Here is a 26,631-nt window from a genome sequence, read left to right on the forward strand (position 1 = left end):
GGTGGTGGTCACCTCATGTGAGACTTCTCCCGTTCCCCGCGAGCGCCTGCACCGACGGGTCTTCGCCGCGGCAGGCATCTACAACATCGCCTGGGGCTGCTACGCGGTCATCGACCCGCAATGGCTGTTCCGGGTCGCCGGCATGCCCCCGCAGAACCACCCGCAGATCTTCATGACGCTGGGCATGGTGCTCGGCCTGTACGGGCTGCTCTACCTGGACGTGGCCCTGCGCCCCGCCGAAGGCTTCACCATCGCCGCGGTCGGACTGGCTGGCAAGCTCCTCGGACCGCTCGGCTGGCTGGGGTTGGCCCTCACCGGCGAGTGGCCCCTGGCCTCCGGCGTCATCCTCCTGACCAACGATCTGATCTGGTGGATCCCCTTCGCGCTGTACCTCCACGACTGCCTGCCGCAGTGGCGGGCCCGGTACCTGGTCGCACGGCGGCGGTAGAACCCGCCGCGGCGGGCGCGCATTTCGTCACAGGGTGGTCCCAAACGGTGCTGATCCGGCGGTAGGTCGCCGAGGCCCGGGGAGAATTGATGTTGTCCGGGTCGGGGGAGAGAAGGGGCGCGAGCCATGGCCGCAGAGGTGCCGGGGACCTTCGAGTACAGGATCATGCACAGCCTCACCAAGCAGGTCAGTCACCAGTCGACCCGGACGACCGCACTCACCAACGCCGCCACCAGCCGGCTGGAGCGTTTCGACGGGCGCAGGAACGAGACCGACGAGACGTGCGACCACTGCGGAGCACAACTCCGGGTGGCCCTCCCGTCGTTCGCCGACGTGCGCCGCGAGCGGCGCCTGCACGCGGTGCTGTGGAAGGTGTGCGCCCTGGCCACGGTCCTCAGCGGCTACGGCCTCGTCCACCTGGTCCGCACGTCCAGGGACACGGGGTACGGCCCCGGGATCGCCTTCACCCTGACCGTGGCCGCGACGCTCCTCTTCGCGTACCGCACGCTGATCAGCGGGACGCGGGCGCGCAGCAACGGAGCGCCGGAGGTCACGCGTGTCGACCGCCGGGATCACCCGAACCTCCGGCACAGCTGGACCCGTGCGGAGGCGACCGAGGACGCGTGACGCCCGCGCCACCACGAGATCCGCGCCGGCCGTGCGCGGCTCAGGCGGTGGCATCCGCGTACTGGCCCAGAAAGCGGAAGCGGCCGCCGGACGCCCGGAAGAGGTACAGCGCCGTCACCGTGTACTCCCTGCTCGACGACGTGTAGCGCAGCCGCTTGGTGATCCCCCGGTAGTCGATCTCGCGCAACCGCCCCACGATCGCGCCCCGTTCCGCGCGCGACGCGCCCAGCGTCGTCAGCGCCCGGGCCACGAAGAGCGTCGCGTCGTAGGCCTCCGCCGAGTACCAGGGCGGGGCGGCGTGGAAGCGTGCGCGGTAGGCGGTGACGAAGGACCGCGCGGCCGGCACCCGGGTCGGATCGAGGAAGGCGGTGGCGAAGATCCATCCCTCGGCGGCGTCGCCCGCCGAGGTCAAGAAGCCCGGGTCGAGGGCGCGTTGGGTGGCCAGCCGGGCACCGGAGTAGCCGGCGGCACGCAGCGCACGCGCCAGTTTCGCCGCGCGTGCGTGCCCTCCGGCGAACAGCACCGCGTCCGCCTTCGCGTCGGTCACCGACTCGGCGAGGGCACGGAAGGCGTCGGCCCCGGCGTCGGCGGCGAGAGTGCGCCGGATCGTGGTGCGCTGTCCGGATGCGAGCGCCTGCGCGGCGTCCGCGCAGATTCCCCAGCTGAAGTCGCCCTCGGCCGCGTCGTCGATCAGCACCGTGCGGCGTGTCCGAACGGTCCGTACCAGATAAGCGACCAGCGGAGCCGCCAGGTTGCGGTCGGGGGGCCGGGTGGCCGCGTAGGTCCGGAACGTGCCGGTGGACTCAGAGTCGAGCCCCACCGACACGGAGACCATGGGAAGCAGTGCTGTCTTGTACTGCTGGAGGACGGCCTTGGCGCAGGCGTCGGTGGTCGGCCCGATGACCGCGCGGACCCGGTCGTCGGCGGCCAGTCGCCGTGCGACCTGCGCGGCCCGGGTGGCGCTGCCCGCGTCGTCGTGCACCTGGAGGGCGAGGTCGAAGCCGCGGCCCGTACGGGAGTTGAGGTGGTCGACGGCCAGCCGGACACCGTTCTCCTGTGCCAGGCCGGCCGTCTTCTGCTCGCCCGTCAGATCGGCCTGCAGGGCGAGCACCAGGCGCGGCAGCCGTGTGCCGCCACTGCGCGTCGGGGAGTGGTCGGGGCGGCCCGCCGTCCACCAGGCCGCCGTGGCGCCCGCGGCCACGACCCCGGCGGCCGAGCCCAGCACCAGGAAGCGGCGCCGTGTGGCCCCCGGCGGCGGTCCCTCCACCGCGGGCACCGTGTCGACGCCCGCCGGAGCCCCGGACACCGCGGTCGCCTCGACCGCGGGCAGGGCGAGGACGGCCGTCGAACGGCGCGCGATCAGCCGGGTGAGCGACTCCGGCGACCAGCTCCCCGCCTCGCCCTCACCATCCAGCGCCTCCCGCACCTCGGCCACGGTGGGGCGGGCGCCGGGCTCCTTCGCCAGGCAGCCCCGCAGCAGCGGCAGCAGCGGCGCCGGTACGCCGTCCAGGTCCGGTTCGTCGTGGACCGTACGCACCAGCGCCTCGGCCGCCGAGCCCCGGCCGAAGGGGCGTTCGCCCGTCACCGTGTAGGCCAGCAGACAACCGAGCGAGAAGACGTCACTGGCCGGTCCGATCTCCCGGCCCCTTCCCTGGGCCTGTTCGGGGGAGAGGAACCCGGGGGAGCCGACCACCATCCCGCTGGCGGTGAGCGCGGTGTCCTCCGGCATCCGGGCGATACCGAAGTCGATCATCCGCGGCCCGTCGACCGCGAGCAGCACGTTGCCCGGCTTGACGTCCCGGTGCACCAGACCCGCCCCGTGCACGGCGTCCAGCGCCTCGGCGAGCCGGGCGCCCAGGAACCGTACCGAAGCGGCCGGCAGGGGACCGCACTCCTCGACCGCCTCCGCCAGCGAGGGGCCCGGCACGAACGCCGTGGCGAGCCACGGCGACTGCGCGTCCGGCTCCGCGTCGAGCAGCGGTACGACCCAGGGGCTCACGACGCGGCCCGCCGTCTCCACCTCACGCCGGAAACGGGCCCGGAACCCCGGGTCCTGCGCGTACGCGGCGCGGATGACCTTCACCGCGGCGAGCGAACCGCCACCGGACCGGGCCAGGTACACCACGCCCATGCCACCCGCGCCGAGTCGGCGCAGCAGTCGGTACCCCGCGATCCCGGCCGGGTCGGCACCGCGCAACGGCTCCATCAGCGGCCCCTCAGGTGGAGACCCGGAAGGGCGCCACGCCCTGGTACGAGAACCGGCCGCCGGTGACCTTCCACAGGTGGACCCCGGTGCCGTCGACGACCAGCTCCCCGGTCTTCTTGTCGAACGCGAGGTTCCGGCTGATCCCCTTGTACGTGGCCGAGCGCAGGGCCGTCGTCAGGTGCTGCCGGGTGCGGCGTCCGACGGACAGCGCGCCCAGCGTCCTGAGGACGAGCTGCGCCACGTCGTACGTCTCGACGGCGTACCGCTCCGGCTCCGCATGGAATCGCCCGCGGTACGCGGCGGCGAACGCCTTCGCCTCGGGTGCCACGGCGGCGTCCATGACGGGGGCGACGATCGCCCAGCCCTCGGCCGCGTCCCCGGCGGCGGACAGGAACCGGGCATCGAGCACCCCCTGGGCGGCGGCCCGCGCGCCCGGGAAGTCACGGCGGGTCAGTTCCCTGGCCAGCAGCGCGGCCCGGTCGTGGTAGCCGGCGAAGACCACGGAGTCGGCGCCGCCGTCGAGCAGGGCGTCCAGGGTCGGCGCGAAGTCGGTCCGCAGCGCGCTGACCACCTTCGGCACGGATGGCTGCCGGGCGTCGCGCAGGACCCGGGCGAGCGTGCTGCTGATCTCCCAGGCGTAGGCGTCCGCCGCCCGGTCGTCGACGATCCCGACCGTGCGCGACTTCGCGGTGCCGCGCAGATACGCGCTGAGATAGAACGGCAGGATCGTGTCCGTGACGCGGGCGCGCAGGAAGGACCGGCTGCCCGTCACCCCCAGCACGGTGGCCCCGGGGGACACCGCGATCTGGGGCAGCGAGGCGGCGTCGTACGTGGCCAGCGCGGCCAGGGCGGTGGCGTCCGTGGTGGGACCGACCACGGCCAGGACCGAACGGTCCGCGACCAGTCGCTTGGCCGCGGCGGCCGCCTTGGCCGGATCGCCGCCGTCGTCCACGGTCTTGACGGCCAGCGCGAACCGGCTGTCCCTACGGGCGTTGAACTCGTCGACCGCGAGCCGCAGTCCACGCTCCTGAGCCCGGCCGACCGCCTTCTGATCGCCGGTCAGGTCGGCGTGCAGCCCGATGGTGTACAGGGGCATGCTGTCCTTCGGCGCCGAGCCGGAACCCGCGCCCTTGCCCTCTCCGTCACCCCGGGACGCTGCCCAGAGGGCGAGTGCGCCACCGCCCGCCGCCACCGCGCCGGCGCCACCGGCCAGCAGGAGGAAACGGCGCCTGCCCACGGCGCGCCCCTGCGGCGGGGAGGGTACGGTCGCGCCGTCCGCGGTCTCGTCCGTGGCGTCGATCTCGGTGTCGTCGACGCCCGGCACCGCGAGCCCCGCCGCCGACCGTTCGGCGATGAGCCGGACCAACGGCTCCGGCAACCAGGCCTCGTCACCGGGGACTTCGTCCTCGTCCCCTTGGCGAACCGCCCGTAGCGCCTCGCGCGGGTCGGCAGGCGTCGCGGGCGCGTCGACCGTCAGGGACCGGGCCAGTGCCTCGGCGGTGGGCCGCCGACCCGGCTCCTTCTCCAGGCAGCCGCCCACCGCCTCGGCGAGCTCCCGCGGAAGGCCCTCCAGGTCCGGTGCGTCGTGCACCGTGCGGTACAGCAGCGCGTCCGGCGAACCGGTACCGAACGGCGGACGGCCGGTGGCCGCGTGGACCAGCACGCAGCCCAGCGAGAAGATGTCGCCGGCCGGGCCCAACTCCGGCTCGCCCCGGATCTGTTCCGGTGCCAGGAAGCCGGGGGTGCCGACCACCACGCCGGTCGACGTGAGCGCGGTGTCCCGCGGGTCGCGGGCCACACCGAAGTCGATCAGCCGGGGGCCGTCGAGCGCCAGCAGCACATTGCCCGGCTTGACGTCCCGGTGCACGATCCCGACCTCGTGCAGGTCCCCCAGCGCCTGAGCGAGCCGCGCCCCCAGCACCCGCAGGCTCCGCAGGGGCAGCGGGCCGTGCGCCGCGACGGCCTCACCGAGCGAGGGCCCCGGCACGAAGGCGGTGGCCAGCCAGGGCTGCGGCGCGTCCGGGTCCGCGTCGACGAGGGACGCCACCCAGGGACTGGTCACCCGGCGGGCCGTCTCCGCCTCCCGCCTGAACCGCTCCCGGAAGTCGGCGTCCTCGGCGTACTCGGCCTGGATCACCTTCAGCGCGACCAGTGCACCGCCCGCCGAGCGGGCCAGGTACACCACACCCATCCCGCCCGCGCCGAGCCGCCCGAGCAGCCGATGTCCCGCCAGCCTGGACGGGTCCGAGGTGTGCAGCGGCTCCATCACTTCTCCTTCAACCGCTGCTGGACGCGCACCAGCATCTGACCCAGGGCGGAGCTGCCCAGTTGTTGGAGCTCCTGTGGGGTGTGGCCCTTCCCGCCGGTCACGGAGACCGCCACGACGATCGTGCCCAGCCGGGCGACCATCCACTGGTACTGCTGGGCGGCACCGCCCCGCTCGACGTACTGACCGGCCTCCAGGATCGAGTCGTCGGCGTACTCCTGCTCGCGCGTGCCGAAGGGGGTGCCGAGCGAGTTCAGGCCCGTGATCCGCTCGTCGGTGCGCGGCCGTTGCTCCGGGCAGCGCAGGACTTCCTCCAGGGTGGTGCTCAGCTGTTCGTCGGCACCGAGGACGGAGGCGTGCGCGGTGGCCGCGGCGGTCACCTTGACGGCGCCCTTGCCCCTGCCGGCCGGCAGCAGGCTGTACCGGGACAGGCTGGCCAGCACCTCCCGGGGGAGTTTCTCCCGTCCCCAGCGGCAGCCGTCGTCCAGTACGGCCCAGGTGCCCGGGGCGCTGGCGGCCGGGTCCTGCGCGACGTAGGCCCGGCCCCAGTCGGCCGGGGCGAACACCACGGAGTCCACCAGGTCGCGCCCGTCCTTCGAGGTCCTGGGGACGAGGTCGGCGTCGGGTGTGAAGGCGGGGGTGGCGGCCGAGCCGCCCGCCGGAGGCGTCGTGGCCTCCGGCGAGGCGGCTCGGGCGGACGACCTGGTCGGCCGGGAGGACCCGTCGCCCACCCCCTGGGCCGAACACCCGGCCAGCAGACCCCCCGCCACCAGGAGCGTCACCCAGCGTCCCCCCATACCTCGGGTGTTGCCCTTCACGCAGTCCCCTCTGCACCGGTCGAGTCGTCCGACTGACCGAACGTAGACGGCGGCGAGGGAAGCGGCCTCGGTGGAAACACGTAACCGACTACGTGTTTCGGTGCGTTGCGCTCAGGAACCGGATCCCAGCCCGACCCGGGTCATGAGTCCGGCCAGGGCCGAGCGGGACGGCACCGAGGCCTTGCGGTAGATCGTGGACAGGTGGGTCTCGACGGTGCGTCGGCTGAGGTGGAGCCGGGCGGCGATGTCCTGGTTGCTCAGCCCCTCCGCCACCAGCCTCGCCACCTCCAGCTCACGGGCCGTCAGCTCCGCGAGCTGGGGCGGGACCGCCGGTGTCGCGGCCATCACCTGGGGGCGGATCAGCTCGGCGAGGTCCACCAGCAGGCGCGCGCCGCCGTCTACGGCGATCCGGTGGGCCCGGCGCCACATCGCGGCGGCGCGCGCCCCCTGCCCGGTGCGCTGTGCCAAGGGCGCCGCCCGCAGCAGGGAGTACGCCTCCCACAGGGGCTGGCCGCAGCGGACGTACTCCTGTGCCGCGGCGTCGAGAAGCCGTACGGCCTCGGTGGTTTCGCCCCGGTGCTCGGCCAGCGTGGCCCGGGCGCGCAGGGCGGCCGCGCGCTGGCCGTCGAGGCCGAGCCGGTCGGCCTCGCGCGTCGCCTGGGCGACACAGCGGCCGGCCGCCTCGACGTCACCGGCGGCGAGGGCCGCGGCCGCGAGGGTGTCGAGCTGGCCCGGACGGATCGACGGCTGCAGCAGGGGCAGTTCGGGGCCGCCGCCCGCCTTCGTGATGGCCTCCTGGGCGCCATGGGGGTCGCCGCTCACGTAGGTCGCGTGCCCGAGCATGCACCAGGCCAGCGACGACCACCAGCCCCTGCTCCGGCCCGCCGCGGCGGTGGCCTCACGACCGGTGGACAGGGCGCTGCCGTCCCCCAGCGGGCGGGACAGCAGCAGCACCAGCGTCTTGATGGCCAGTGTGAAGCCCAGCAGTTCGTCGCTGCCGGCGGCTCGGGCGATGGACTCCGCCTCCTCGGCGGCCTCCAGCGCGGACGGCAGCCGGCAGGTGGTGAGGTGGACGAAAGCCCTGCTCGTCAACAGGTGGGGCAGGACGTGGAGTTGACCGGTGCGGCGGGCTATGCCGAGCCCCCGGCTGATGTGCCGCTCGGCGTCGTCGTAGCGTTCCAGCACGGTTTCCGCCCAGCCGAGCCAGACCAGCGCCTCGCACAGCGTGGCGAGACCGGGATCGGTCAGCGCGTCGGCGAGTGACCCGGCGGCGTCGGCGAACCGGGCCGCCGCGTCGATCTCTCCCTCGTATGCCTCGCCCAGCGCCGCCAGGGCCAGCGCCGCCGCCTCACCGGTGGGATCGTCGTCGCACCGCGCGACGGCCGCGGCCTGCGCCACGTCCGCGCGTGCCTGCGGATACGAGGCGGTCAGCAGGGCGGACATGCCGAGGGCCAGGCACAGGGAGACGCCTTGGGCGGGCGACGGGCCCGGATCGCGGGACAGCTCCCGGCGCAGCAGTGCGGTGGCCTCGGGGGAGTGGCCGAGGTGCCGCTCCATCACGGCGCACTGGGCGACGGCCTGCGTACGCAGTTCGGGATGGTCCTTGCCGGACGTCTCGATCAGGGCGTGCAGCAGGTCCCGGCTCTCCCGGAGGTTCCCGCTGACGCCGAGCGCGCGGGCGCGCGCCAGGACCAGTTCGCCGCGCCGCGCCCAGCGGTCGGGCGTGTCCGGCATATGGGTGAGGACGACATCCAGGAGGTGGGCGGCCGTGGCCGGCGCGGTCGAAGCGAACCGTGCCGCGGCCTCGACGAGCACCTCCGCGGCCTGGGGGTCCCAGCAGGTCATCGACCGCTCGACATGGCGGGCTCGTTCGGTGGCCGGAGCACCCCGGCGGGCCAGCTCCCGCGCGGTACGGCGGTGCACCTCGGCACGCCGTGCCGGCCCGGTTCTCTCGTGGACCAGGGCCCGGACCAGGGGATGGCGCAGCACCCACCGGCCGCCCGGCCCGGCACGCAGCACATCCCGTGCCACGAGGGCGCCGGTCGCGTTCTCCACGTCCGCGCGGGGGAGTCCGGTCGCCACGCTCAACAGGGCGGGTGTCGCGTGGTCGCCGAGCGCCGCCACCGCCTCGACGACCTGGCGCTGCGGCCCGGTGAGCGCGGCCAGTTCGTCGAGCAGCAGGGCCGCGAGCCCGGCGGGCAGGCCGGCCGGTTCCATGGCGTCGGCGTGGTGGTCGGGGGTGAGGCCGCGTGAGGACGCCCCGGTGCGGTACGCGTGCACCAGCGCGAACAGATACAGGGGGTTGCCCTCGCTGGCGGCGTGCAGCCGCCTGGCCTGGTCCTCGGGAACGTCGGGAGCCAGCGCCAGGACGGACTCCCGCTCGGAGAGGGGCTCCAGGGCGAGGTGGAGTACGGCTCCGCCGTCCGCGCCGCGGGTCAGTGCCGCGCCAAGCGAGGTCGGCGTCTGCCGGTCCCGCCGGGCCACCACCAGCAGGACGCGCCCGCGTGCGGGGTGCCGGATCAGATGGTCCACGAGCTCGCGTGACGCGGGATCCGCCCAGTGCAGGTCGTCCAGGGCCAGCACCAGACCGCGCTCACCCAGACGCGTCAGGTGCGCGGCGATGTCACGGTGAAGTCCGAATCGGGCGGCGGCAGGAGCGGCATCGGCAACAGCACCGGCGTCGGCGAAGAGGCCGGCGTCGGCAACAGCGCCGGCATCCGCATCGGCGAACGCGTCGGTGAACAGCCGTAAGGGCACGTGCTGTTCGTACTCCGTCGCCCGCCCGCGCAGGACGGTGAACCCGGCCCGGCGGGCCCGCGCGCACACTTCGTCGAGCAACCGGCTCTTCCCGATGCCCGGTTCACCGACGATGTCGGCGACCTTCGGCAGTTCGGAACTTTCCAGGTCTGCCACCAACAGGGCGTCCAGCCGCGCGAGTTCCGACGACCTGCCCACCAGTTCCGCCATGTTCCCGTCCCCCCAGCCGGTGACCCGATCGGCCCCGTCGATCTTCGATTCCCACAGCTCACCCTATGGGGCCGCACAGCCGATCGAGGGGCGGAGCCCGGGGACCACGACGGCCGGGCAGCCCCTGAGCGGGGGTGCCCGGCCGTCGTTCGCCGTTGCCGTCGTTCGCCGATGCCCGTGGGGCCGCGATCAGTGCCCGCCCTGCCCCTCGGGACGCGCGTGGCGCGGCAGGAGGAACGAGAGCAGGAAGGTCAGGGCGAGCATGCCGTCGACGATCCACAACACCGTCTTCATGACGGAGCCGAAGCCGCTCTGGAAGGCCGACGTGGCGGTCGACTTCAGCGCGGCGGGTACCCGGGCGCCGGCCTCGGGCGAGGTCACCGCGGTCCGGGTGTCCTTCTCCAGGCGGGCGCAGGACGCCGGGGTCGCGGCGGGGTCCTTGGCGACGGCGCGGTCCGAGGCGCAGGCGCGCAGGTCCGCCACGACGCGGTCCCGCGCGGCCGGCGCGACGTGCGCGGTGGTCAGCTCCTGCCGCAGGTGGTCCGAGCGGTGGTCGACGGCGCCGGCGATCCCGCCGCCCAGCAGACCGAAGAACACGGTGCCGAGCAGGGCCACACCGAACGCGCCGCCGAGCTGCTGTATCGCGGTCATCGTGCCCGACGCCGAACCGGTCTCGTGCTGCTCGACGCTGGCGAGCACGATGTCGAAGAACGGTGCCATGAGCAGGCCCATGCCGATGCCGGTGACGAGCAGGGCGGGCAGGAGCTCCCAGGGGCCGACGCCGCTGCCCATCACGTCGAGGGTCAGCCATACGCCGAACACGCCGAGCGCCATGACCAGCGTGCCCGCCTGCAGCACGGCCCGTCCGAACCGGGCGATGCCCTGGGCGATGCCGAAGCCGACGACCATGCCGCCCGACCAGGGCACCATCACCAGTCCCGCCTTGAGCGGCGAGTAGCCGAGGCCGATCTGGGTGTAGAGGTTGAAGACCAGCATGAAGCCCTGCATGGTCGAGAAGAAGACCAGCCCGAGGGCCATGCCACCGCTGAAGCCACGCTTGCGGAAGAGGCTGGGGACGACCAGCGGGTCCCGGCCGCTCCTGCCGAGGCGCGACTCGTACACGGCGAAGGCGACGAAGACGACCACCGAGGCGCCCATCAGCAGGAACGTCCACACGGGCCAGTCGTACTCACGTCCCTGGACCAGCGGGAAGATGATGAGCAGCGCGGCCAGCGACACCAGGATCATGCCCGGGATGTCGAGGCGCGGCTTGGGGCCGGACCGGCCCTTCGGCAGGTAGCGCACGGCACCGAGGAAGGCCGCGGCGCCCAGCGGCAGGTTGATCAGGAAGATCATCCGCCAGCCGGTGCCGAAGTAGTCGGCGTCCACGAGCCAGCCGGCCAGGATCGGTCCGCACACCGCGGACAGTCCCATGACCGGGCCGAACATGCCGAAGGCCTTCTGGGACTCGTGCGGCGGGAACATCTCCTTGATCATGCCGAGGCCCTGCGGCAGCATCACCGCGCCGAACAGGCCCTGCACGACACGTGCGGTGATCAGCATCTCGGGCGACACGGAGACCGCGCACAGCAGCGAGCCCACGGTGAAGCCGGCGGCGCCCACCAGGAACATCCGGCGACGCCCGTGGATGTCCCCGAGCCGTCCACCGGTGACCAGCCCGACGGCCATCGACAGGGTGTACGCGGCGGCGAGCCACTGCAGGGTGGAGGCGCCGCCGCCGAGGTCGGCCCGCATGTTGGGGCCGGCGATGTTCGTGACGACGGCGTCGAGGAGATCCATCACCTCGGCCGCGAGGATCACGAAGAGCGCAGCCCAGCGCCACCGGTAGGGCGCTGGTGAGTCGGTGGGCGTCTCGGTGGACGCGACACCGGTGGTGGACATCGGGAACTCCTCGCTGAAGGGCCGCGCCGCGGCGACGATCCGCGCGCGCGGTGGGACGGATGCATGTGACTGTCCGGCTCGCCGGTACGGCCCTGGTTGACGGGCGGTCGGGCGAGAACGGTGTTCACCCTAACAGAACAGTGCTCACTTGGCGAACGCTGTTCATTAAGATATAGCGCAACCGGCGACGCTCGACAAGATATATCGCGTCTCCGTTCGCGTGAACGCCGCTCGCCGTAGGAGAACGCTGTTCTCCTGAGGCCTAGACTGTCCCCATGAGCGACGCGGCCTCCGACACTCCCGCACCCCTACCGCCGTCCCCCTGGGAACGTGGGCGCCCCGCGCGCTCCCGAGTCACCCCCGCGCGCGTACCGCTGTCACGTGTACGGGTCGTCGAGGCCGCCTTCGTCGTGCTGGACCGCCAAGGGCTGGACGGGCTGTCGATGCGGCAGGTGGCGGCCGAGCTGGGGGTCACGGTCTCCGCTCTCTACGCCCATGTCAGCTCCAAGGCCGACCTGCTGGAGCTGATGTACACCCGGCTCTTCGTCGGCTTCGACCTGCCCGAACCCGACCGGGAGCGGTGGCAGGAGCAGCTGCGGGACTTCGCTCGCTCCGTACGGCGGCGACTGCTGTCCCACCGGGACATGGCCAGGATCTCCATGGCCCACGTCCCGTTCACCGCCGAACTGCTGCCGCACGTGGAGGCGTTGCTCGCCATCTTCCGTACCGCCGGGCTGCCCGACCGCATCTCGGCGGAGGCCGGTGACCTCATCTCCACCTACATCAACGGCTTCGTCCTGGAGGAGGGCATGTGGCAGGACCGGGCCGCCGCGGACGAGGCGGGCGGTTCCTCCCTGGCCCGTCCCGACTGGCGCGAGATGGCCGGGGAGATGCAGAACTACTTCGCGTCCCTGCCCGAAGAGGACTATCCCCACCTGCGCGCCCTGTCCGGGCTCATGGTCACCGACTCCTCCGACGACCGTTTCGACATCGGTCTGGAGATCATCCTGCGCGGCCTGGCGAGCTACCTGCCGGACCCGGCTCCGTCGCCCCCCTCGCAGTGACGAGGGGCGCTCCGAGGAGCGCCCCTGAAACCTGTGGGTGAGTGTGTCCGGACCTTTGCGCCCGGCCCTGCCGTCCGGTCAGGCAGTGGACAACGCGCACTTGCCCCGGTCGGCCTTCATCGGGCCCGCGGGGCTCGGCCGGACCTCGAAGTCGAACATCGCGGTGGGTACGTACAGCGAGCAGCAGGCGTTGGGGATGTCGACGATGCCGCTGATACGTCCCTCGATGGGGGAGGAGCCGAGCAGCAGGTAGGCCTGCTCCCCGCTGTAGCCGAACTTCTTGAAGTACTCGACCGCGTTGAGGCAGGCCCGGCGGTAGGCCAGCGTCGCGTCCAAGTAGTAGTTCGTGTCCGTGTCGTGGTCGACGGAGATGCCGATGAAGGTCAGGAACTCCGTGTACCTCGGCTCGACGTTGCCCGGCAGGAACACCGGGTTGGTGGAGATGCCGTACGTCTCCATGCCGCCCTTGATCAGGTCGACGTGGAAGTCGATGAAGCCGCCCATCTCGATGGCGCCGCAGAAGGTGATCTCTCCGTCGCCCTGACTGAAGTGCAGGTCGCCTCCGGAGAGCTTGGCGTCCTGGACGTTCACGGGGTAGAAGACCCTCGAACCCCGGGTGAAGTTCTTGATGTCGTGGTTGCCTCCGTTCTCACGGGCCGGCACCGTGCGCGCGCCTTCCGCACAGATGCGCTTGGCGAGGTCTCCGGTGGCCTTGCCGGCGAGCGCGTTGGTGGCGTCCGGCGGTACCGCGAGCGGCGGGACCCGGTTCGGGTCCGTGTCGATCAGTGCCTGCTCACGGGTGTTCCAGCTGGCGAGCATCTCGGCGGACGGCGCGGTTCCGAACAGCCCCGGGTGGGTGATCCCGGTGAACCGGATACCGGGCAGGTGGCGGGAGGTCGCCTGCTGGCCGTGGAAGTCCCAGATCGCCTTGTAGGCGTCGGGGAAGTAGTCGGTCAGGAAGCCTCCGCCGTTGGCCTTGGCGAAGATGCCGGTGTAGCCCCAGCCCTGGCCTGCTGCGCCCCCGGTCTGCTGCGGCACGGGGCCGAGGTCGAGGATGTCGACGACGAGCAGGTCGCCGGGTTCGGCTCCCTCCACGCCTATCGGGCCGCTGAGCATGTGGGGAATGGTCAGATCGATGTCACGTACGTCGTTGGCGGAGTCGTTGTCGCCGACCTGGCAGTCGGTCCAGTCGCGGCACTCCATACGGAACTCCGAGCCCGGCTTCACCATTTCGGCTATGGGGACGTCCGGGTGCCACCTGTTGTGTCCGGGAACGTCCTGCTCGCGCATGGACTTGGTCTGGTCCACCTTGAAGCGAACTTCGGGCATGACAATCTCCTCGAATACTTCTGATTCCGGTCACGTGGACGCGCTCAGGCCCGCCGACGGGGTGGGAGCCGGATGCCGCGTTGCCCGGGTGAGTGGCCACAGCGCCCCGAACACCACGACGGCGAAGGCCCCCAGTGCGATGGCGGTCTCGTCGGGGTGTGTCCAGTAGCCGCCGAGCAGCAGAGCGGCGGGAATCACACCGGTGACCCAGCCCTCGATCGCCGTGACCCAGCCGGTGTAGACCGTGAGGCTGTCCTTCTTGAGGCCGAGCAGCAAGAAGAACAGGAACCACAAGAATGCCCAGTAGAGCCAGATGACTCCGAACGGGTTGTCCTTGAGGATATGGAAATTGATGAACGAGTACCCCAGGGCCACAATCGCCACGAAGAGCGAATAATAGCCGACCCCGGTGGAGTCGAGGCCGACCAGTAGTCCGATACCCACGTAGAGGTAGGTAAAGCCGAACAGATAGATTCCGGATGCCGCCAGAATCGCCCGGGGGTCGTTGTTGGCGATGAAGATGAGGTACGTCGGCGTGAGTACCTGGATTGAGCCCACGAAAAGGTTGAACACCGCGGCCGACCGGGCGTCTACCTTTCCGAGGAGCATCATCCCGTTGATGAAGAGCACCGCGCCGACGAAGAGCAGTCCCACGGATGCCACGGGGACGCACCTCCTAAATCCGCGTGGAGAACGGAATCGCGTCGCACCCTGGCCGCCGACGCGATTCCGGCTCAGCCGGGCCGGCGTGGCGCGATGGCCGCATTCCTCGCACTGCTACGGGAGCGACGTCCTGTGCGGACGTCGACGCACAACGCGTTCTGCCGTGTCGACCACCGCCCTCACGGACGCGGCAACCGCGAGAGCGCGGGGTGCGGCCGCGGCTGCGGCCGCGTCCTCGTGCGTGGCGGCACTTCGGAAACCACTGCCGGGGCCTCGCGGGACTGCTCCTCGCGGACATGGAGGACAGCGGCTTCTTTCGAGGTGCGCGTCAGGCCGGGCGCGGAGTACACGCGTTTTGCACCAGCGGCGCAAACAGGGCACTCGTGAATTCTGGGCGCCGTTCCGATCGCCAACCTCACATCGAAAGGTCCACAGTGGCTGCATAGATATTCGTACGTTGCCATCAGCAGCCTCCGGACGCTTTTCCCTCCCTTCCAGGAGACGTCTCGGTAATCCAGGTGTCAAGTCAGGTGGCGGTCGGCCGGCGGGTCTACTCGCGGCGCAATCCGAGAACGTCGTAAGCGCCCCGGAAGCCTGGTTCGTCCATCGCCATCCACAGGCCGGACGGGACGCGCAGGTTTAAGCTGGATTCATCGGCACAGCGGCCGGAGGGCGGGGTTCCTGCGCAGCGCCCGATCGCCGCCGCTCGGCATTTTGTGGCGACCGCAACGGTGGAAAGTTCTGCTGTGGTAGAGGCACGTCAATCCCGGGACGCCCGTCGCAGGAACGCCCGGGTGCTGACCGTGATCGCCGTGGGCGGGGCGATAGGCGCCTGCGCCCGGTACACGGCGGCCCTGATCTGGCCGACGGGTCCGGCGGACTTCCCTTGGACCACGCTGTGCGTGAATGCCTCGGGCTGTCTGATCATCGGCGCGTTCGTGGTGGCGATCACCGAGGTGTGGACCGTGAACCCGCTGGTGCGTCCGTTCTTCGGCACAGGGGTGCTGGGAGGCTTCACGACCTTCTCCACGTACTGCGCGGACATCGAGCGACTGGTCCGGGAGGACCGGGCCGGCATCGCTCTCGTGTACCTGGTGGTGACCGTGGTCGTCGCGCTGGTCGCCGTGACGATCGGGGTGGCCGGCGCCCGCCGCGTTCTGGTGGTGAGGAAGTCGAGATGAGGCTCAGTGGACGTGCGCTGTGTCTGACGATTTTCGTCGACGACACCGACACATGGCATCACAGGCCCCTGTTCACGGAGATCGTCCACCGCGCTCACGAGGCCGGTCTGGCCGGGGCGACGGTGTTCCGTGGCGTGGAGGGCTTCGGTTCAGGTTCGATCGTGCATACGACACGGCTGCTGTCCCTGGCGGACGACCTGCCGGCGGCGATCGTCATCGTCGACGAGGAGGAGCGGATCCGGTCCTTCATGCCGGAGCTGGAGGAGTTGTCCATCGAAGGCCTGGTCACCGTGCACGAGGTCGACGTGGTCCACTACAAAGGGCGGGAGGGTGCGGGTACATGAGGTATCTGCTCGTCGCGCTCGGGGGCGCCGTCGGTGCCCCCTTGCGGTATCTCATCGACCGGTCGATCCAGGCGCGCCACGACACCGTCTTCCCCTGGGGCACCTTCGCCGCCAACATCACCGGCGCGATGATCCTGGGCATGCTGACGGGGGCGGTCCTGGCCAAGGTCGCGTCACCGGACGACCAGTTCCTGCTGGGCGTCGGGTTGTGCGGGGCCCTGACCACCTACTCCACGTTCTCCTACGAGACGTTGAGCCTGTTCGAGGCCGGATCGCGATTCTTCGCGGCCGCCAATGTGATCGTCTCGGTCGTCGCCGGACTCGGGGCCCTTTTCGTCGGTCTGGCCTTCTCCCAGGCCGTGTTCTGACCGTGGACGCCTCGGCCGCGGGCCTTGTCACCCGGACTCCTGCCGAAGGTTCCGGCGAAGACCGCATGTCTATCCAGTGGGCCATCTCCCTCATGAACCACGGGGATTGCAGCGCTGAAGCACGCTCGACTAAAATTACAAGATCATCGGTGCCCTGCCTGACATACCCGGACAGTGGCCTGACCGATGGAGGACGGCCATGGCAAAGATCCTTGCGGTGCTCTATCCCGACCCCGTGGGCGGTTACCCCCCGAAGTACGCCCGCGACGAGATTCCCACCATCACCGGCTATCCGGGCGGACAGACCGCGCCCACCCCGCAAGCCATAGATTTCACCCCGGGCCAGCTCCTCGGCTGCGTATCGGGAGAACTGGGACTGCGCAGGTTCCTGGAGGACCGGGGCGACACCTATGTCGTGACCAGCGACAAGGAAGGTGCCGACTCCACGCTGGACCGCGAGTTGCCCGACACCGACGTGGTGATATCGCAGCCCTTCTGGCCCGCTTATCTGACCCCCGAGCGGATCGCCGCGGCTCCCCGGCTCAAGCTCGCGATCACCGCGGGTATCGGATCCGACCACGTCGATCTGCCGAGCGCCATCGAGCACGGCATGACGGTGGCGGAGGTGACCTTCAGCAACAGCATCAGCGTCTCCGAGCATGCCGTGATGCAGATCCTCGACCTGGTGCACAACTTCGTGCCCTGCCACGAGTGGGTGACCGCGGAGAAGGGCTGGAACATCGCGGACAGCGTCTCCCGCTCCTACGACATCGAGGGCATGGACGTCGGTGTCCTCGGCTCCGGCCGCATCGGCCAGGCGGTACTGCGCCGCCTCAAGCCGTTCGACGTCCACCTGCACTACCACGACGTGCATCGGCTGCCCAAGGAGGTCGAGGAGGAGCTGGAGGCGACCTGGCATCCCGACGCGCGGTCGCTGGCCTCCTCGGTCGACGTGCTGTCCATCCACACGCCGCTGCACCCGCAGACGCTGAACCTCTTCGACGAGGAGATGATCGGCGCCATGAAGCGCGGTGCGTACATCGTCAACACCGCACGCGCGCTCATCGTCGACCGGGACGCCGTCGTACGGGCGCTCAACAGCGGACAACTGGCCGGTTACGCCGGTGACGTCTGGTATCCGCAGCCGCCCCCGCCGGACCACCCGTGGCGCACCATGCCGAACGAGGCGATGACGCCCCACGTGTCCGGATCGACCCTCTCGGCGCAGACCCGCTATTCGGCGGGTACCCGGGAAATCCTGGAGTGCTGGTTCGACGGGCGCCCCATCCGCTCGGAATACTTGATCGTCGACGGTGGCGGTCTCGCCGGGGCGGGAGCGCGTTCCTACACGGTCGCCAAGTGACACATAAAGCCGGCGGCGGCTATACGGAAGAAGATTCACTGGAGCCGCGACAGCGGATCCCCTTGATCGACGGGTAACGGGCCGTCCCTGGGTTTGCCTGGGGTTTGCCCGTGCCTGCCGATGGATCACGCGTCTTGTGAGCCGATTCACCCCTGACATACTGGACGGACGCGCCCATTACCTTTTAGCTTTCATGAATAGGTTGATTTCCTTATGCGAAGGCACCGGCGCCCCGCATACCGTTTCATGAATAGCCAAGGTGTATGCCGGGAAGGTGGATCAGTGAGCAGTATGGACGCCGTATGGGTACGGGGCGTGAACGGCATTCAATTGCACCACGTGACCGACCTTCAGGATGCGGGCCGGTTCCTGGGCAACGCCGCGATGGCGCTGCGCGCCGCGCACGTGCGGACCGGCACCGACCAGTACTCCAGCATCGCCGCCGAGCTCAAGGGCCTGGTGGAGCGGGTGCGGAAGCTGGAGGACGAGGCGCGGACCAAGATGCACGACCTGCACGCCACCGACCCCGAGCGGTTCGCCCGCTGCAGGGACGGTCACGAGCCGTGGCCCGGTGAGATCCCGGCCGGGTTCATCCCGCGTCACACGTGCCGGGACGAGTGCCTCTACCACGACCGCGACGTCCTCGAAGCGATCATGCAGTGCACCTGCGGTCGGCCGCCGTGCCAGGCCTGCGAGATCGGCGGAAAGCTCTGACGCCGCACCCGAGCGCATCATGAGGGAGCCCCCGGCGGGGGCTCCCTCGTTCGTGTACGGGCTCACCCATCGGGTGCCCGCGCACGGAGGCCGCCCCTGACGAGGTCGAGGAGGGGGGTGGCAGTGCCCGCCCGGTCGTCGGCGGTCACTCCGGGGCGGATGCTCCCGGCGTGGTCGTCGGGGCGGGGAACAAGCGCGGCCGCGGGGGGCACCGGCATGCGGGCCGGCTCCGCGGGACTCCCCGGACGCCGATCGCCTGACGCATCGCGCCGTCGTCCGGTCCGGCCTCGGCCACGGCCCCTGGGCGGCGGCGCCCAGCTCGGCCCCGGCGCGTTCGCCGCAGGTCCGACCTGCGGTGGGATCGTCAACGTCCTGATCACGCCGGCGGGTGTGCGGGCGCCGGTACGGTTCCGGACCACGGCCGAGAGAGCCGAGGATCGGCCGTCCTCGCCCGGGTCGCCCGTGGCCAGGGCGAATCCTGGGGCGAGCGCTGCTGGCGCGGCGCGACGGCACGGAGGCAGGTGATGTCGTCGGTCACCCCGGGCTTGGGTCGGTCGGCGGCTGCGGCGCAGACCTTATTGGGGGTATGGCGCGGTGGGGGGGCGTGGTCTGCGGCAGTCTCGCGTTGGTCGGCCGGCCTCGCCCGGGTCGCCCATGGTCGGGACGCATCCTGGGGCGGGCGCTGTTGGTGCGGCGCGACGGCACGGAGGCAGGTGATGTCGTCGGTCACCCCGGGCTTGGGTCGGTCGGCGGCTGCGGCGCAGACCTTATTGGGGGTATGGCGCGGTGGGGGGCGTGGCTTGCGGCAGTCTCGCCGTGGTCGGCCGGCCTCGCCCGGGTCGCCCATGGCCGGGGCGAACGTTGGGGCGGGCGCTGTCGGTGCGGCCGACGGCGGAGGCAGGTGATTTCGTCGGCCTTCCGGGCCCGGTCCGGTCGGCGGCGGCCGAGGCATGGACCTTGCTGGGGGCTTGGCGCGGCGGCCCGGTGGGGGTCTCGGCGGAGGGCCGTCTCTCGGTACGGGCTGTGGTCTGCGGCAGTCTCCCCGTGGTCGGCCGCCCTCACCAGCGCTGCCCCAGCGGTCTCGCCCCGCGGGTGGCAGCGAACGTGCCACCGCCGAGCCTCCCCGTCTTCGCCGCGCGGCCCCGTTTCCCCGATGCCGGCGAGGTCCTCGTCGACCGGCCGGGCCGGCGTCCGTGGCGCACCGGGCTCGCGCCCCACTCGCGAGGAGCGCGACCCGCGCTGCGCCAAGCGAGCCTGAACCAGGGGGAGTTGGCCCGGTCTCGGACGCGTGCCGTGGCAGGTTGGCCGGAATGACTCCGGCTGCACATCCGTCCTTCTTGGGCCCACCATGAACCCGACCCCCGCCGTTCATCGGACCTTCGCAGACTCCGCACGTCCCCCAGCGTGTACGTCCGTGTAACGAGCGGGAGTTGACCATGAGCCACGGCCACAGCCACAGACATGACCAGGGCCACCACCATCACCACCACCACGGGAGCGAGGACGCGTCGTCCCTGCCGCCCGCCCTCGACATGTCGGTCCCGGACGAGGAACTGACCCCCGGCCAGCTCTCCCGTCGGTCCATGCTGCGCCGGGCCGGCCTGCTGGGCGCCGGCCTCGCCGCGGGCAACGTGCTCGCGGGCGCGGGCCAGGCGGCCGCGGCTCCCGCCTCGCAGGTCTCCGCGAGCGGACGCTCCGGCGGATACCTGTGGCTGTCCGGTGACCACCACATCCACACCCAGTTCAGCTCGGACGCCAAGTACCGTGTCATCGACCACGTCCGCCAGGCGAACGCGCACGGCCTCGACTGGATGGTCATCACCGACCACGGCAGCGAGACGCACGCCAAGATCGGCGTGGAGAAGGTCAACCCGGACATCGTCGCCGCCCGCGACCAGATCGACGACACGCTGGTCTTCCAGGGCCTGGAGTGGAACATCCCGGCCGCCGAGCACGGCACGGTCTTCGTCCACCCCGGCCGCAACGAGGTCGCGGTGCTGAAGGAGTTCGAGACCTCCTTCGACGGCTCCGTGAAGAAGGCCTCCGCGAGCACCCCGGCCAACGAGGCCCTGGCGATCGCCGGTGTCAACTTCCTCGCCGAGCAGGTCCAGCGCCGCAAGGTCAAGGACGCGCTGTTCCTGGCCAACCACCCGGCGCGCAAGGGCATCGACTCCCCGCACGAGATCCGCGGCTGGCGCGACGCCCAGCCCACCATCGCGGTCGGCATGGAGGGCGCCCCCGGCCACCAGGCCGCCGGCATCGCCGCCCCGAACGGAGCGGGCTCCGGCCGCGGCTTCTACGACAACAGCCCGAGCGCCGACTCCTTCGCCGGCTACCCGCTGGAGAGCTACCGCACCTGGGGCGGCTTCGACTGGATGACCGCCACCGTCGGCGGCCTGTGGGACAGCCTGCTGGCCGAGGGCAAGCCCTGGTGGATCACCGCCAACTCCGACTCCCACAACGTGTACGCCGACACCGCCGTGCGCGGCCCGGGCGGCGACTTCAACGGCAACGGCCGCTACGAGGACCCCGTCTACGGCGGCGGCCTCAACCTCACGGACGGCGACTACTGGCCGGGCCAGTACTCCCGCACCCACGTCGGTGCCGCCTGCTTCTCCTACCAGGCGGTCATGGACGGCATCCGCGCCGGCCGCGTCTGGGTCGACCACGGCGGCCTGATCAGCGGCCTGAACGCCCAGCTGCGCTCCGGGTACCGCGCCGTCACCCTCGGCGACACGCTGCACGTGCGCAAGGGCAGCCAGGTCGACCTGGTCGTCGAGATCAGCCTGGCCAACGGCCCCAACTGGGCCCAGTTCGTGCCCTCGCTGGCCCGCGTGGACGTCATCCAGGGCGACGTCACCGGCCCGGTCGCCGACAAGGACGCGCTGAGCACCCCGAACACCAAGGTCGTGAAGTCCTTCGAGGTGAACAGGTCCACCGGTGGTGTCCGGCTCACCTACTCCCTGGGCCCGGTCGACAAGCCGGTGTACGTCCGCCTGCGCGGCACCGACGGCAAGCGCGGCGCCGTCGGCCTGAACGGCCCGGCCGTGGACCCGGCCGGTCCGGCCATGGACGTCCTCGGCGACGCCGACCCGTGGAAGGACCTGTGGTTCTACTCCAACCCGATGTGGGTCCTGCCCGCATGACCGCACCGCACCACGTGTCCGGCGTCCACTCCGTCATCGGGGTGGACGCCGGCACGGCGAGCCTGCGCGAGGCCGACCACCTCGCCCACCGCCTGAGGGAACGACTCGGCCTGCCGACGGGCACCGTCGTCTGTACGCACCTGATCCGCACCGACGACCGCCGGGGCACCGCCGTCTCGCTCGCCCTGCCCGACGCCGGGGCGGCCGAAGCGGCCTGGCAGCGCCTGGCCGACCTGGCCGATCCGGGACTCGGCGCCGCGCTGGGCGAGCGCGCGTACGGCTCGGAGCACGCCGCGCGCACCGCCGCGCCGGTCGCCGCCGAGCACGCGGACCGGCGGGGCGGGAGGGCCGTGCTGTATCCCGGGGCGGACCGGCTCACCGGCACCGTCACGGTGGCCGAGGTGCTGGCCACCGCCATAGACCGGATCGTCGTGGTCGGTGCGCCGGCCGTGGACGGCCAGGGGCCGGATCCGGCCACCCCGGTCGTCACCCGTGATCACGTACGACCCGAATGGCGCGACGGGCTGCTGACCTTGGCGCTCGTCCCCGCGGTCGGCGGAACCCTCGCCCCGTTCGAGGTGCCCAACCCGACGCCCTGCTGCGTGGACCACGCCTGACTCTGCCGGGGGCCGCGCCTGACAGGGTGACGTCCGCCGGCCGACGGCGAATTGCCCCGCGGCGGCGGGGGAGAGCCCGTCGCCGTCGGCGCCCCCGGTGCCGTACTCACCCGCGAGGGTGGTCGTCGGGCACACACGGCGCAGGACCGGGCGGCCGCGTCGCCCGTCTGGCGATCATGGCGCCGTGACTCGATCCACCCTCCGCCGCTTCTGGCGCCCCCATGCCCTGCTCACCGCGAGCCTCGGCGCCCTCACCCTGCTGACCCCGCTGTCCGCACCGCCCGCCCACTCCGCGCCGGCCACGCCCGGGCAAGCCCGGTCGGTGCCACCGCCTCGGCCACCGACCGCCGCCGAGGCGCGCACGGCCCGGTATCTGGAGTCCGTCCGCAACCACCCCGACCTGCTGCGCGACTTCTTCACGCGCCTGCCCAAGGGTGCCGACCTGCACAACCACCTCTCCGGGGCGGTGTCGACCGAGTACCTGATCGAGCTGTCCGCCGAGGACGGCCTGTGCATCGACACCAGCACGACGACCGCCGTGACCCCGCCCTGCGGCAGCGGCACCCGCCCGGCCGCCGACGCCCGCACCGACCAGGCGTTCCACGACGCGATCGTGCGCGCCTGGTCGATGCAGGACTTCCCGCCGGACCAGAACGGCCACGACCACTTCTTCGACACGTTCGGCAAGTTCGGCGAGGTGATCTGGCGCCATCGCGGCAAGCAGCTCGCCGAGGTCGCCGACACCGCGGCCGCGCAGAACCAGTTCTACCTGGAGACCATGGTCACACCGGCTCCCGACAGCGTGGCGAAACTCGCCGACGAGGTCGGCTGGGACGCCGATCTGGCCGCGCTGCACGCCAGGTTGACCGCCGGCGGCAAGCTGGACAAGGTCGTCGCCGAAGCCCGTGAAGAGGCCGACGACGGCGACGCCGAGTTCCGCGCCGCGGCCCGCTGCGACACCGACAGCCCGCGGCCGTCCTGCCGGCTGCCGGTGCGCTGGATCTCCCAGGTGGGCCGGAGCGGTTCGCCGGAGCGGGTCTTCACCCACCTCGCCCTCGGCATGCGGCTGGCCGAGCGCGACCGGCGCTTCCTCGCGGTCAACCTCGTCCAGCCCGAGGACGGGGACAGCTCGCTGCGGAACTACAGCCTGCAGATGCGCATGGTCCGGTACCTGCGCACCGTCTACCCGAAGGCCCATGTCACCCTGCACGCGGGCGAGTTGTGGACCGGACTGGTCAAGCCGGAGGACCTGAGGTTCCACATCCGGGAGGCGGTGACCGTCGCAGGCACCGAGCGGATCGGCCACGGAGTCGACCTCGTCCACGAGGACGACTGGCAGGGGACCGCCCGCACCATGGCCGACCGGGAGATCGCCGTCGAGGTCCCGTTCACCAGCAACGCCCAGATCCTCGGCGTACGCGGTGCCCAGCACCCGTTCGAGACGTACCGCGCCCACGGCGTGCCCGTCGTCCTGGCCACCGACGACCCGGGCGTGTCCCGGACCGACATCAGCCACGAGTACCAGTACGCCGCCGAGACCTACGGCCTGACCTACTCAGAGCTGAAGGACCTGGCCCGGGCGTCCCTGGAGTACTCCTTCCTGCCCGGCCGCAGCCTGTGGCGCGGCAACCCGACGCGCGACGGCTACCGCCTCCAGTGGTTCTGCCGCGGCCGGCTCCCCGGCAGCGGCCACGGGCCCGGGCCCGAGTGCCGCCGCCTGATCGCCGGCAGCCCGAAGGCCGAGGCGCAGTGGCGCCAGGAGGCCACCTTCGCCACCTTCGAAACCCGCTTCGCCGGCCCCCTCCGCTGAGTCGGCCGCCAGCAGGGCCGTGCGGTGGGACGGGCGTCAGCGCCGCCCGTCCCAAGGGGCCGGCGGCCTCGGTCGGCCGGGCCCGCAGCTCCTCGTGGCCGATCCGCACCAGCCCGGCCAGCACATGCCCCTTGGACGGGTAATGCGTGTACAGCGTCGCGGAGTTGTTGCCGACCACGCCGGCGACCTGCCGGATCGAGGCGTCCGCGAAACCGGACCCGGCGAACGGCTCCAGGCCGGCCCGCAGGATCCGCCCCCGGGTATCGGGCGGTGTGACGGCGTCGGGGAGCACCGGCGCCGTGGCGACGACCCGCCGCCGCAGGCGTGGCGCGAACTCAGCCGCCAGAACTGGCCGGTACACCTTCGATCTCGCCCCCGACATAGCCCTTCCCACGACCGGGCACGAGAAGGTCGGCTTCGACGTGGAGGCCGACGTCGGACGGGACAACGAGCCGCCGGAGCCGTGGCGTTGGGTCTGGCGGACTGGCGGGAAAACGCCCCGGCCGAGCCCGCCACCCGCGGCTATCCTGCCCAGATGTCGATCATGAATCGGGAGACGGACGCGCAGCTGGCCGTGGCCGCGGCGCAAGCGGGGGCCGCGGTGGTGCGGGACATGTACGGGGCGTCGCTGGGACGCGTGGACAAGGGCGGTGGTGACTTCGCGACCGCCGCGGACCTCGCGGCGGAGCGGGCCATCCTCGACGTCCTGACGAGCGCACGTCCGGACGACGCAGTGACCGGGGAGGAGAGCGGGGACACCGGCGCCGCGGGCGCGGCGCGCCGGTGGCTGGTCGACCCCTTGTGCGGCACGCACAACTACGCCGCGCGGAACATGCTCGTCGCCGTGAACGTCGCCCTGCGGGTGGGATCCGAGGTTGTCGTGGCGGCGTCGGCGGATCCCTTCAGCGGCGAGGTGTTCTGGACCGATGGCGACCGGGCCCGGCTGCGACGCGACGGCGTGGACGAGGAGTTGGCGCCGTCGTCCGACTCCCGGCTGGTGGACGTCAACATCGATCCGCCGTTTCCCAACGCGCCCGGTTTCCGGGCGGTCCGGCTGCTGGCCGAGCCGGAGTTCGAGGGGCGTCTGCGGCCCCGGGTGGTGTCCACGACGTTGGCGGTGGCCTGGGTCGCCGCGGGGCGCAGGGCCGCGTACGTCACCGACGGCCACCTGCGCGACAGCGTGCACTTCGCCGCCGGCATCGCCCTGTGCCGTGCCGCCGGCTGCACGGTGACCGGCCTGCACGGTCAGCCGACGCACACGGGCGCGGGCGGGCTGATCGTGGCAGCCGATCAACGCACCCACGCCCTGCTGCTGGACCTGGTCAAGAGGCAGGAGTCCGGCGGCCGTTGACGCACGGCCGCGCTCAGCCGACCGGCTTCGGCGCGGCGCTCTCAGTGCCCCAGCAGCAGCCCCGTCCCCGTCACGTCCGCGCGGATGCCGTCCTTCTCCACCGTCACGTCCCGCAGGCGCACGTCGCCGGAAGGCGGCTTCGGCAGCCGGAAGGAGAAGGCGAAGCGGTCGGCGATCTGGGGACGGGCGAGCTGGGTCAGGGCGGTGAGCAGCGTCGGGTCCAGGCCCAGCCGCCGCAGGAGTCGCGGGTGCGCGAGCGCGATGTCGACGAGGTTCACGCGGGTGAGGTCGTGCAGGAAACGCGGCGCGCCGGTCAGCCGGTGGAGCGCGTCGTCGTCACGCAGCCCGGCGCGTACGATCCGGTCGGGCAGGCCCAGGCGGTGCGCGATCTCCGGAACCGCGAGCAACGCCTTGAGCTTCGCCGCCTCGCGGGTGAGGCGGCGGGCCGAGGTACGGGTGAGGTGGAGGCCCTCGGTGGGTCCGTCGCCCGGCCGGTAGGTCGCGAGGTCGCCGATGTCCAGCCGCATGCCGTTCACCGACGTGGCGATGCCGCGCTCGCCGACGCGCCGGATGCGGGCGTCGGCGTGGACCCGCAGATCGTGCCCGGCGACGCGCAGCCCACCGTGCGCCAGGACCTGGCCGCGGCCGTGGGCGGAGAAGGTCACCTGCGAGGCGCCGAGCTCGCGGTTCATGTCGGCGAACGACAGCAGGACATGGCCGCGCAGTTGGGGGATCGCCGCGCCGCGCACCGAGGTGGGTCCGTCGCCGTCGATGCGTACGTCGTGCGCGGTGGCCGTGACCCGGGTGAGCGTGACGCGTTCGGCGGCCACGTTCGGGACGGTGACCGTGACCGAGTCCAGGCGCCCCGCGGCCAGTTGGGTGAGGAAGGGGAACCCGCCGATCCGTACCTCCGGGGCGGCGGCCAGGTCCAGTTGGTCCTTGAGCCGGTCGGCGGCCCGGTGCTCGGCGTACAGCACCGCCCAGCGGTCGGCGAGGGTGGCGAGGCAGGCGAGGGTCAGTGTCCAGGTCAGGAACTTGAGGACGACGGGCAGCCCGGTGGCGCGATTGCGGCGCCGACTGCCCCGTCGATGGTTGGGCGGCGCCCAGGGCTCCTCCGCGTCCTGGTCCTCTGGGGCCGGATGGTCGGCGGCGAACTCGTCCAGTGGGTCGTCGGCGAGGGCGGCCAGTTCGTCGTACGGACTTCGGCGGGCCGGAACCTCTTCGGACGGTGGATCGTCCGAGGGAGGGCGCGGCCCGCTCGACCGCGGGGCCGGTGACGGGTGGGGACGGTGCGTGTGTATGCGGTGGGGGGTACGCATCCGCAGATTTGATCATATGTTCCCACCCGCGCCGCAAACTCTGTCCGACGCAACGGATGAAATCAGCCACGCGGCTACACGCCCCGCGCGCGATGCGTCCGTCCGGCGGCGCCTCCACCCGGTGGCGC

The 26,631-nt window shown here is 71.8% G+C and carries 21 protein-coding genes; 12 read left to right on the forward strand and 9 right to left on the reverse strand.

Annotated elements, in window-relative coordinates:
• The first annotated feature begins 4 nt into the window (after nucleotides 1–4).
• Entirely contained in the window at nucleotides 5–448 is a 444-nt protein-coding gene (locus IPZ69_RS02360) for a hypothetical protein (protein WP_235451934.1), read from the forward strand.
• Between the two features lie 126 nt (nucleotides 449–574).
• Entirely contained in the window at nucleotides 575–1,075 is a 501-nt protein-coding gene (locus IPZ69_RS02365; protein ID WP_235451935.1) for a hypothetical protein, read from the forward strand.
• 40 nt (nucleotides 1,076–1,115) lie between these two features.
• Here IPZ69_RS02365 and IPZ69_RS02370 read toward each other — a convergent pair whose 3' ends face one another.
• The 5 genes from IPZ69_RS02370 to IPZ69_RS02390 all read right to left on the reverse strand — a co-directional run bounded on the left by IPZ69_RS02370 (nucleotide 1,116) and on the right by IPZ69_RS02390 (nucleotide 11,234).
• A complete protein-coding gene (locus IPZ69_RS02370; protein ID WP_235451936.1) occupies nucleotides 1,116–3,281 on the reverse strand; it encodes a bifunctional serine/threonine-protein kinase/ABC transporter substrate-binding protein in 2,166 nt (721 codons plus the stop codon).
• A gap of 10 nt (nucleotides 3,282–3,291) precedes the next feature.
• Nucleotides 3,292–5,547, reverse strand: coding sequence for a bifunctional serine/threonine-protein kinase/ABC transporter substrate-binding protein (locus tag IPZ69_RS02375; RefSeq protein ID WP_235451937.1), 2,256 nt, complete (start codon nucleotides 5,545–5,547; stop codon nucleotides 3,292–3,294).
• On the reverse strand, nucleotides 5,547–6,329 hold the full coding sequence (locus IPZ69_RS02380) for a hypothetical protein (RefSeq protein WP_235451938.1): 783 nt from the start codon (nucleotides 6,327–6,329) through the stop codon (nucleotides 5,547–5,549). Before IPZ69_RS02380 ends, IPZ69_RS02375 begins: the two co-directional genes overlap by 1 nt.
• 147 nt (nucleotides 6,330–6,476) lie before the next feature.
• Nucleotides 6,477–9,332 carry a helix-turn-helix transcriptional regulator gene (locus IPZ69_RS02385; RefSeq protein ID WP_235451939.1) on the reverse strand — a complete coding sequence of 952 codons (2,856 nt, stop codon included), beginning with the start codon at nucleotides 9,330–9,332 and terminating at the stop codon, nucleotides 6,477–6,479.
• Nucleotides 9,333–9,521: 189 nt separating this feature from the next.
• Complete coding sequence (locus IPZ69_RS02390; RefSeq protein ID WP_235451940.1) at nucleotides 9,522–11,234, reverse strand: MFS transporter; 1,713 nt, start codon at nucleotides 11,232–11,234, stop codon at nucleotides 9,522–9,524.
• A 275-nt stretch (nucleotides 11,235–11,509) separates the two neighbouring features.
• On the opposite strand from IPZ69_RS02390, the gene IPZ69_RS02395 reads away from it, so the two are divergent.
• On the forward strand, nucleotides 11,510–12,298 hold the full coding sequence (locus IPZ69_RS02395) for a TetR/AcrR family transcriptional regulator (RefSeq protein ID WP_235451941.1): 789 nt from the start codon (nucleotides 11,510–11,512) through the stop codon (nucleotides 12,296–12,298).
• A 78-nt stretch (nucleotides 12,299–12,376) separates the two neighbouring features.
• Here IPZ69_RS02395 and fmdA read toward each other — a convergent pair whose 3' ends face one another.
• The 3 genes from fmdA to IPZ69_RS47685 all read right to left on the reverse strand — a co-directional run bounded on the left by fmdA (nucleotide 12,377) and on the right by IPZ69_RS47685 (nucleotide 14,754).
• The gene (gene fmdA, locus IPZ69_RS02400; protein ID WP_235451942.1) at nucleotides 12,377–13,627 is read right to left on the reverse strand and encodes a formamidase; all 1,251 of its coding nucleotides are present in this window, start codon (nucleotides 13,625–13,627) and stop codon (nucleotides 12,377–12,379) included.
• A 30-nt stretch (nucleotides 13,628–13,657) separates the two neighbouring features.
• Complete coding sequence (locus tag IPZ69_RS02405; protein ID WP_235451943.1) at nucleotides 13,658–14,290, reverse strand: AmiS/UreI family transporter; 633 nt, start codon at nucleotides 14,288–14,290, stop codon at nucleotides 13,658–13,660.
• Nucleotides 14,291–14,469: 179 nt separating this feature from the next.
• Nucleotides 14,470–14,754, reverse strand: coding sequence for an FmdB family zinc ribbon protein (locus tag IPZ69_RS47685; RefSeq protein ID WP_374292626.1), 285 nt, complete (start codon nucleotides 14,752–14,754; stop codon nucleotides 14,470–14,472).
• 330 nt (nucleotides 14,755–15,084) lie between these two features.
• On the opposite strand from IPZ69_RS47685, the gene crcB (IPZ69_RS02410) reads away from it, so the two are divergent.
• The 9 genes from crcB (IPZ69_RS02410) (at nucleotide 15,085) to IPZ69_RS02450 (ending at nucleotide 25,184) form a co-directional block, all read left to right on the forward strand.
• Entirely contained in the window at nucleotides 15,085–15,471 is a 387-nt protein-coding gene (crcB, locus tag IPZ69_RS02410; protein ID WP_374292628.1) for a fluoride efflux transporter CrcB, read from the forward strand.
• On the forward strand, nucleotides 15,468–15,815 hold the full coding sequence (locus IPZ69_RS02415; protein ID WP_235451945.1) for a DUF190 domain-containing protein: 348 nt from the start codon (nucleotides 15,468–15,470) through the stop codon (nucleotides 15,813–15,815). Before crcB (IPZ69_RS02410) ends, IPZ69_RS02415 begins: the two co-directional genes overlap by 4 nt.
• Entirely contained in the window at nucleotides 15,812–16,183 is a 372-nt protein-coding gene (crcB, locus tag IPZ69_RS02420) for a fluoride efflux transporter CrcB (protein WP_235451946.1), read from the forward strand. The genes IPZ69_RS02415 and crcB (IPZ69_RS02420) overlap by 4 nt, the downstream gene beginning before the upstream one ends.
• A 199-nt stretch (nucleotides 16,184–16,382) precedes the next feature.
• Nucleotides 16,383–17,546 (forward strand): NAD-dependent formate dehydrogenase, encoded by a 1,164-nt coding sequence (locus IPZ69_RS02425; protein ID WP_235451947.1) that lies wholly within the window; start codon nucleotides 16,383–16,385, stop codon nucleotides 17,544–17,546.
• A 291-nt stretch (nucleotides 17,547–17,837) separates the two neighbouring features.
• The gene (locus IPZ69_RS02430; protein WP_235452011.1) at nucleotides 17,838–18,260 is read left to right on the forward strand and encodes a hypothetical protein; all 423 of its coding nucleotides are present in this window, start codon (nucleotides 17,838–17,840) and stop codon (nucleotides 18,258–18,260) included.
• 1,436 nt (nucleotides 18,261–19,696) lie between these two features.
• Nucleotides 19,697–21,406, forward strand: a complete 1,710-nt coding sequence (locus IPZ69_RS02435) for a PHP domain-containing protein (protein WP_235451948.1) — start codon at nucleotides 19,697–19,699, stop codon at nucleotides 21,404–21,406.
• Entirely contained in the window at nucleotides 21,403–22,023 is a 621-nt protein-coding gene (locus IPZ69_RS02440; protein ID WP_235451949.1) for a hypothetical protein, read from the forward strand. Before IPZ69_RS02435 ends, IPZ69_RS02440 begins: the two co-directional genes overlap by 4 nt.
• Nucleotides 22,024–22,207: 184 nt before the next feature.
• Complete coding sequence (locus IPZ69_RS02445; RefSeq protein ID WP_235451950.1) at nucleotides 22,208–23,833, forward strand: adenosine deaminase family protein; 1,626 nt, start codon at nucleotides 22,208–22,210, stop codon at nucleotides 23,831–23,833.
• A gap of 535 nt (nucleotides 23,834–24,368) precedes the next feature.
• Complete coding sequence (locus tag IPZ69_RS02450; RefSeq protein WP_235451951.1) at nucleotides 24,369–25,184, forward strand: inositol monophosphatase family protein; 816 nt, start codon at nucleotides 24,369–24,371, stop codon at nucleotides 25,182–25,184.
• Nucleotides 25,185–25,225: 41 nt separating this feature from the next.
• Here IPZ69_RS02450 and IPZ69_RS02455 read toward each other — a convergent pair whose 3' ends face one another.
• Nucleotides 25,226–26,503: an LmeA family phospholipid-binding protein gene (locus IPZ69_RS02455; RefSeq protein WP_235451952.1), complete on the reverse strand. Its 1,278-nt coding sequence runs from the start codon at nucleotides 26,501–26,503 to the stop codon at nucleotides 25,226–25,228.
• Nucleotides 26,504–26,631 lie beyond the last annotated feature (128 nt).

The organism is Streptomyces olivochromogenes (genome assembly GCF_021538895.1).
In the GTDB taxonomy this organism is placed as follows: Bacteria; Actinomycetota; Actinomycetes; order Streptomycetales; family Streptomycetaceae; genus Streptomyces; species Streptomyces olivochromogenes_A.

Excerpts from the sequence above, each read along its gene's own strand:
- IPZ69_RS02395 (WP_235451941.1), top strand. The coding sequence starts at position 11,510 with ATGAGCGACGCGGCCTCCGACACTCCCGCACCCCTACCGCCGTCCCCC.
- IPZ69_RS02430 (WP_235452011.1), top strand. The coding sequence starts at position 17,838 with ATGGACGCCGTATGGGTACGGGGCGTGAACGGCATTCAATTGCACCAC.
- IPZ69_RS02450 (WP_235451951.1), top strand. The coding sequence starts at position 24,369 with ATGTCGATCATGAATCGGGAGACGGACGCGCAGCTGGCCGTGGCCGCG.
- fmdA (WP_235451942.1), bottom strand. The coding sequence starts at position 13,627 with ATGCCCGAAGTTCGCTTCAAGGTGGACCAGACCAAGTCCATGCGCGAG.
- IPZ69_RS02385 (WP_235451939.1), bottom strand. The coding sequence starts at position 9,332 with ATGGCGGAACTGGTGGGCAGGTCGTCGGAACTCGCGCGGCTGGACGCC.
- IPZ69_RS02415 (WP_235451945.1), top strand. The coding sequence starts at position 15,468 with ATGAGGCTCAGTGGACGTGCGCTGTGTCTGACGATTTTCGTCGACGAC.
- IPZ69_RS02375 (WP_235451937.1), bottom strand. The coding sequence starts at position 5,547 with ATGGAGCCGCTGCACACCTCGGACCCGTCCAGGCTGGCGGGACATCGG.
- IPZ69_RS02435 (WP_235451948.1), top strand. The coding sequence starts at position 19,697 with ATGAGCCACGGCCACAGCCACAGACATGACCAGGGCCACCACCATCAC.
- IPZ69_RS02425 (WP_235451947.1), top strand. The coding sequence starts at position 16,383 with ATGGCAAAGATCCTTGCGGTGCTCTATCCCGACCCCGTGGGCGGTTAC.
- IPZ69_RS02440 (WP_235451949.1), top strand. The coding sequence starts at position 21,403 with ATGACCGCACCGCACCACGTGTCCGGCGTCCACTCCGTCATCGGGGTG.
- crcB (WP_235451946.1), top strand. The coding sequence starts at position 15,812 with ATGAGGTATCTGCTCGTCGCGCTCGGGGGCGCCGTCGGTGCCCCCTTG.
- IPZ69_RS02370 (WP_235451936.1), bottom strand. The coding sequence starts at position 3,281 with ATGGAGCCGTTGCGCGGTGCCGACCCGGCCGGGATCGCGGGGTACCGA.
- IPZ69_RS47685 (WP_374292626.1), bottom strand. The coding sequence starts at position 14,754 with ATGGCAACGTACGAATATCTATGCAGCCACTGTGGACCTTTCGATGTG.
- IPZ69_RS02455 (WP_235451952.1), bottom strand. The coding sequence starts at position 26,503 with ATGCGTACCCCCCACCGCATACACACGCACCGTCCCCACCCGTCACCG.
- IPZ69_RS02365 (WP_235451935.1), top strand. The coding sequence starts at position 575 with ATGGCCGCAGAGGTGCCGGGGACCTTCGAGTACAGGATCATGCACAGC.
- IPZ69_RS02390 (WP_235451940.1), bottom strand. The coding sequence starts at position 11,234 with ATGTCCACCACCGGTGTCGCGTCCACCGAGACGCCCACCGACTCACCA.